4 protein-coding genes and 1 pseudogene are annotated in these 6,022 nt (G+C 75.3%); all 5 read right to left on the minus strand.

The annotated features are described in order from the left end of the window. Positions 1-180 precede the first annotated feature (180 nt). Entirely contained in the window at positions 181-879 is a 699-nt protein-coding gene (locus tag ACFV6I_RS15855) for a TNT domain-containing protein (RefSeq protein ID WP_380425697.1), read from the minus strand. A 219-nt stretch (positions 880-1,098) separates the two neighbouring features. After that, the gene (locus ACFV6I_RS15860; protein WP_063350605.1) at positions 1,099-2,421 is read right to left on the minus strand and encodes a geranylgeranyl reductase family protein; all 1,323 of its coding nucleotides are present in this window, start codon (positions 2,419-2,421) and stop codon (positions 1,099-1,101) included. Positions 2,422-2,822: 401 nt separating this feature from the next. Further along, positions 2,823-3,923 carry a calcium:proton antiporter gene (locus tag ACFV6I_RS15865; RefSeq protein ID WP_063351661.1) on the minus strand — a complete coding sequence of 367 codons (1,101 nt, stop codon included), beginning with the start codon at positions 3,921-3,923 and terminating at the stop codon, positions 2,823-2,825. 91 nt (positions 3,924-4,014) lie between these two features. Beyond that, on the minus strand, positions 4,015-5,631 hold the full coding sequence (locus ACFV6I_RS15870) for a serine/threonine-protein kinase (RefSeq protein WP_380425700.1): 1,617 nt from the start codon (positions 5,629-5,631) through the stop codon (positions 4,015-4,017). Continuing rightward, positions 5,628-6,022 (minus strand): annotated as a pseudogene (locus tag ACFV6I_RS15875) (serine/threonine protein kinase); the annotation flags it as partial. The gene ACFV6I_RS15870 and the pseudogene ACFV6I_RS15875, both read right to left, overlap by 4 nt.

Consider the following 6,022-nt stretch of genomic DNA (forward strand, 5'->3'; position numbering starts at 1 on the left):
GTCGTATGCCTCATGGCCGGGCGATGGGCATCACGATCTGGGCCCCCCCCGGGGGCAAGCCCATGTCGACGCGGCCGGCGGGGCGCCACAACCCCGGGAAACCCCCCCCGGCGGGGGGGGGTCGCGGGGTGCGGGGGAGGGGGCGGGGCGGCCGCGCGGTGCGCCGTCCGGAGGGCCGGGTCAGACGATCCGGGACAGGTACCCGTTGTCGACCAGCCAGAGCACGTTCAGCTTGGCCGGGCCGCCGGGCACCAGGGCCGCGTCGAGCTGGTACTGCAGGCCCCAGCCGGGCTGGCCGAACCACGGGGCGATCGGGCCGGCGTGCACCTTGAAGGGCTTGACCACCTTGTAGTCGTGGTAGTTGCAGCCCGCCGGCGGGGTGCCGTCGAGGCTCTGCGGCGGGATGGAGCGGGTGGAGTAGGGCAGCCCCTCGGGGGCGAGGAAGGCGCCGTACTCGCTGCCGTAGCGGTCGATGTTCTGGTTCGGGTAGAGCGTGAGATCGAACTCGACCGGGGTGCCGTCGGGCAGGGTGACGTAGCCGTCGGACGGCGGGTAGATCCAGCCGCCGGCGCCGTTGTTGCCGGCCGGGTCGTAGTAGGTGGTGAGGAACTGCTGCTCGCTCAGGGAGCCGGTGCGCTGGTAGCCGACGAGTTCCCGGCCGACCCGGCCGGTGGTGGGCAGCTCGGCGGGGCCGAGCCGCTTGTCACCCTGGTGGAAGTCGGCGGAGCACTCGTCGGGGGGCGTGGCGGCCCGGGCGGAGCCGCCCGCGGTGGAGGTGCCCGCAGTGGCGGTGTCGGCCGCGGCGGCCGGGATGCTCGGGGCGATCAGGGCGGCGGCTGCGGCGAGTGGCGCGACGAGCAGGCGAAGGCGAAGGCGCACGGTGTCTCCGTCGTGAGGGGGTCGCACGGAGGGGGCGTCCCGCTCACCCTCCGTGTCCGTTTCGACACCAGGCAAGCGGATCAGCTGATCATCCGTCAACACGACCAGGCCGAAGGCGCACCGAATTCCCCGGTTCCGGCCAACCCCGGGACGCCGGACCGGTTCACCCGAAAGACTGGGCGGTCCGGCATCGACCCCGGCGCGCCGCGCAACCGCCCGTCAGCGCCCCGGCGCGACCCGCCCGATCAGGTGGAGCAGCCGGTCGAGGGCGTCGTTGGAGTTGGGCTCGGTGAGGTTGACCATGAGCCGGAACGCCACCTTCAGCAGCGCCGGGTGGCCGAGCCCGGCGGCGCCGGCCGCGCCGAGCAGCCTGGGCCGGCCGAGCAGGTCGGCGGCGAGGCGGCCGAGCGCGAAGTAGCCGGCGTAGGCGGAGCGCAGCGCCTGCGGGTAGGCGCGCAGGGCCAGTTCGCGGCCGCGGTCGGTGCGCCGGGCGAGGGCCTGGACGATGGTCTCGGCGGCGTAGCGGCCGGATTCCATCGCGTAGGCGATGCCTTCGCCGGTACCGGGGCTGACCGTGCCGCCGGCGTCACCGATGAGCAACAGGCCGTCGGCGTAGTGGGGTTGGCGGTTGAGGCCCATCGGGAGGGCGGAGCCGCGGACGGGCTCGGTGACGGCGTCGGGGGTGTAGCCGTACGCGGGCGGCAGGCTGTCGCACCAGCGGCGGAGCAGGTCGCGCCAGTCGAGGTCTACGTGGGCGGTGTCGAGGACGCCGAGGCCGACGTTGGCGGTGCCGTCGCCCATGCCGAACACCCAGGCGTAGCCGGGCAGCAGGCGGCGGGCGGGGTCGCCCGGGTCGCGCAGGTCGAGCCAGGCCTCCAGGTAGCGGTCCTGGTGGCGGGGGGTGGTGAAGTAGGTGCGGTAGGCGACGCCCATGGCGCGGTCGGTGCGGCGGTAGCGCTTCATCGCGACGGAGAGGCGGGTGGAGTTGCCGTCGGCGGCGACCACGACCGGCGCCTGGTAGCTGACGGGCCGGCGTTCGTCGCCGAGCTTCGCGGTGACGCCGGTGATCCGGCCACTCCGCTCGTCCACCAACGGGCCTGCCACGTTGGCCCGTTCGATCAGCCGGGCGCCGGCCGAGGCGGCCCGGCGGGCGAGCAGTTCGTCGAAGTCGGCGCGCCGGCGGACGAGTCCGTGGCCGGGGTAGGCGGACAGCTCGGGCCAGTCGAACTCCAGCGCGCGCCGGCCGGAGATCAGCCGCAGCCCCTGGTTGTGCAGCCAGCCGGCCTGCTCGGAGACGTCGATGCCGAGGTCGGTCAACTGCTTGACGGCGCGCGGGGTGAGGCCGTCGCCGCAGACCTTCTCGCGCGGGAACGCGGACTTCTCCAGCAGCAGGACGTCCAGGCCGGTGCGGGCGAGGTGGTAGGCGGCGGTGGAGCCGGCCGGGCCGGCGCCGACCACGATGACGTCGGCGTCCTCCTCGGTCCGGGCGGGCCGGGGGGCCCGGCCGCCGTCTGCGGGCACCTGCTGCTCTGGGCCGGGCATCACGCACTCCCACGGGGTCGGATCGGCTGCGGGCCCGACGGGGCCGCAGGGGGCCCCGGACGGACTCGGACGGACTCGGACAGGGCCATTCGGACAGGTTCGTTCGGACGGGGCCATTCGGACACGGCCGGACTCGGCGGTCCGAGACGGACGATAGAGAACCACGGCACCCGCCCGCCGCCCCGACACGCGGGCCCGCCCCGATGACCGGTCAATACCGGCCACCGGGGCGGGCGCGCGGTCACCCGCCGGTTCGGAGCCCGCCGTTGACCACCGCGCCGGAAACGGCGCCCGGCCCGTCGGCGGGCCGCCGTCCGGCACGCTCCCCCGGGAGACCACGGAGCCCCTGCCTCCGACGGCGGTGTCGGAGGCAGGGGCTCTGGGGAACTGCTGCGGCGGCGTCAGGGGTTGAGCGCCAGCACCACGTAGGCGGCCAGCACGGCGAGGTGCACGGCGCCCTGGAGCGGGGTGGCCCGGCGCGGGATGACCGTCAGGGTGCCGAGCACGATGGTCAGGGTCAGCAGCACCATGTGCGCCGGGCCGAGGCCGAGGACGAGCGGGCCGGAGAGCCAGGAGGAGGCGATCGCGACGGCCGGGATGGTCAGGCCGATGCTGGCGAGCGCCGAGCCGAGGGCCAGGTTGAGGCTGGTCTGCACCCGGTTGCGCAGGGCCGCGCGCAGCGCCGCGATGGTCTCCGGCAGCAGGACGAGCAGGGCGATCACGACGCCGACGACGGAGTGCGGCAGTCCGGCGTCGTCCACGGCGTGCTCGATGGTCGGCGAGACGCCCTTGGCGAGGCCGACCACGGAGACCAGGGCCACGCCGAGCAGCAGCAGGCTGATCCAGGCGGCCTTGGCGGTCGGCGGCGCGGCGTGGTCCTCCTCGTCGAGCACCCGGCCCTCGGGGGTGACCGGCAGGAAGTAGTCCCGGTGCCGGAAGGTCAGGGTGGTCACGAACAGCCCGTACAGCACGATCGAGGCGGTGGCCGCGAAGACCAGCTGGGTGGTGGAGAACTGCGGGCCCGGGGAGCTGGTGGTGAAGGTCGGCAGCACCAGGCTGAGGGTGGCGAGGGTGCCGATGCAGGCGAGCGCGGCGCCGGTGCCCTCGGCGTTGAAGACGGCGGTCCGGTACTTGATCGCGGCGACCAGGATGGACAGGCCGAGGATGCCGTTGCAGGTGATCATCACGGCGGCGAACACGGTGTCCCGGGCCAGGGTGGCGGACTTGGAGCCGCCGTCGGCCATCAGCGTCACGATCAGCGCGACCTCGATCACGGTGACCGCCACCGCGAGCACGAGCGATCCGAAGGGTTCCCCGACCCGGTGTGCGATCACCTCGGCATGGTGCACGGCGGCGAGCACGGCGCCGGCCAGGAAGCAGGCGACGACGCCCACCACCCAACCGGGCAGGTCCCGGTGCCAGGTCAGGGCGAGGACGACGAACGACACCACCGGAACGACGACGGTCCATTGCGCGGTGGCCGCGCGGAGCTTCGTGATCATGCCGCCGAGCATCCCAGACCGGGGGCCGCCCACCCGGCTGACCGCGCCGGGATACGGGGGGATGTGGTACAGGTCATCCCGTTTTGCCCGCTCACCCACCGTAGTCGGCGAGGTACCGGAGCACCTTGTCGACGTGCGGGCGGACCCGTTCCGGGACACCTTCGGCGGCCGCCACCGTCTTGTCGCTGGTCCGGTAGGCGGCGGTGACCAGGGCCGGCAGGTCGCGGGTGAAGCCCCGGTGCTTGAGCTGCTGGTCCAGCCAGCAGACGTAGTTGCCCATCGCGGCGATCGCGTCGCCCGGGTCCAGGTAGGACTTGGGGCCGTCGTGGGCCGCGGCCTTCGCCCAGGCGTCGAAGACGGCGGGCGTCCACATGGCGATGCCGTACTCGCCGGTCTCGGGGCGGGCCGCGTTCGGGTCGAAGCCGCTCTCGGCCTTGAGCATCGCGGCCAGCAGCACCGGGGTGATCTCGGGCTCGGGGCAGCGCCGGGCGGCGTCCTCGATCATGCCGCGGTAGGCCACCGGGACGTCGGAGCCGGCCGGGATCGCGCCGGGCAGCGGGGGCGCGGCCGGGCGGGCGGCCGACCCCGCGGCGGGTGCTGCCGCGCCACTCTCCGCGGCCTCCGGCTCGGGGGCCCCGGTCAGGACGAGGACGGTGGCGGCGCAGGCCAGCAGGCCGGTGGCGGCCCGCAGGGCGGCGCCGCGGCGGCAGGCCGGACGCGCGACGGCCCGGGCGACCAGCGCGGCGAGGTCGGTGCGGGCCCGCTCCTCCCGCCCGGGGGCCAGGCAGGCGGTGACCACGGCCCGCCAGGGCCCGGGCAGCGCCTCGTCCAGCCGCAGCGGCGCCGCGCCGCGCGCGTACGCCTGGGCGGCCAGCGAGCGGGCCCGGGCGGTGGCGCCGAGGAACGGGTGCAGGCCGCCGGTGAGCACCTGGTGGGCGATCACCCCGAAGGCCCAGATGTCGGCGCTGGGGCGCACCGCGACGCCGCGCGCGCCGGTGCGCTCGGACCACCACTCGGGCGGGACGTGGTCGGGCGAGCCGAGCGGCGGCGCGTAGGCGTGGGTGCCCTCCAGTTCGGCGGTGAGGCCGAAGTCCGCGATCTTGGCGGTGCCGTCGGACATCAGCAGGATGTTGGCCGGTTTGAGATCCCCGTGCACCCAGCCGCCCCGGTGCATGTGGGTGAGCCCGGCGCAGACCTCGGTGAGGACGCGTTCGGCACCGGGCACCGGGGCGCCGGGGCGGGCGGCGGCGAGGACGTCCTGGAGGCTGCGGGCGGCGCGTTCCATCACCAGGGCGACGGCGCCGTCCAGGCCGGGGTGGGCCGGGTCGTCGACGACCGTCACGGCGAGGGTGCGGATCAGGTGGGGGTGGTCCGCGCGGCGGCTGAAGCGCATCTCGCTGCGGGCGACCTCCGTCATGGTCCGGCGCTGGCCGGGGCTGAGCCGGGCGGGGCTGAGCAGTTTGACGGCGGCCGGGGTGCCGTCGGGGCCTTCGGCCGCGTACACGCTGCCCCAGGCGCCGGCCCCGAGGTAGGCGCCGGTGCGGTAGCCCGCGAGCCGGTAGCCGGCCGGCACCTCGAACTGCCGCTCCGGCAGGGGCTGGTCCTTCTCCGGCACCCGCTGCTCGGACGCCGGTTCGGCGGGTACCGGCTCGACGGGCGGCTGACCGACGGGCGGCTGACCGGCGGGCGGCTGGCCGGCGGGCCTCACGGTCGGGCGACCGGGCGCCGGGGCGGGAGCAGGGCCAGGTGCTCCTCCCGGACGAGGTCGAACTTCAGTGCCAGGGCCGCGAGTTCCTCGCGCTTGCCGCCGCCGGGTCCGTCCTCGTACGGCTCGCGCAGCCGCAGCTTCGTCCACACCAGGTAGTCGATGTGGTAGTTGACCGCCGAGCGGGTCAGCCCGTGGCAGGAGGGCAGGGCGCGCAGCCGGGCCAGCACGTCCGTCACGCCGGGGACGACGGCGGCGGAGGGCGAGCGCAGCCGGGGCTCGCAGAGCGCGAGCAGCACCAGGAAGTACTTGGCGGTCGGGGGGGGGGGGAGCGGGGGGTGGGGGTTTTGTCCCACCGCGCCCCCGGGCCGGAGCGCCACGGACGCTAGGTTGT

Source organism: Kitasatospora sp. NPDC059803 (genome assembly GCF_042732255.1).
Classification (GTDB): domain Bacteria; phylum Actinomycetota; class Actinomycetes; order Streptomycetales; family Streptomycetaceae; genus Kitasatospora.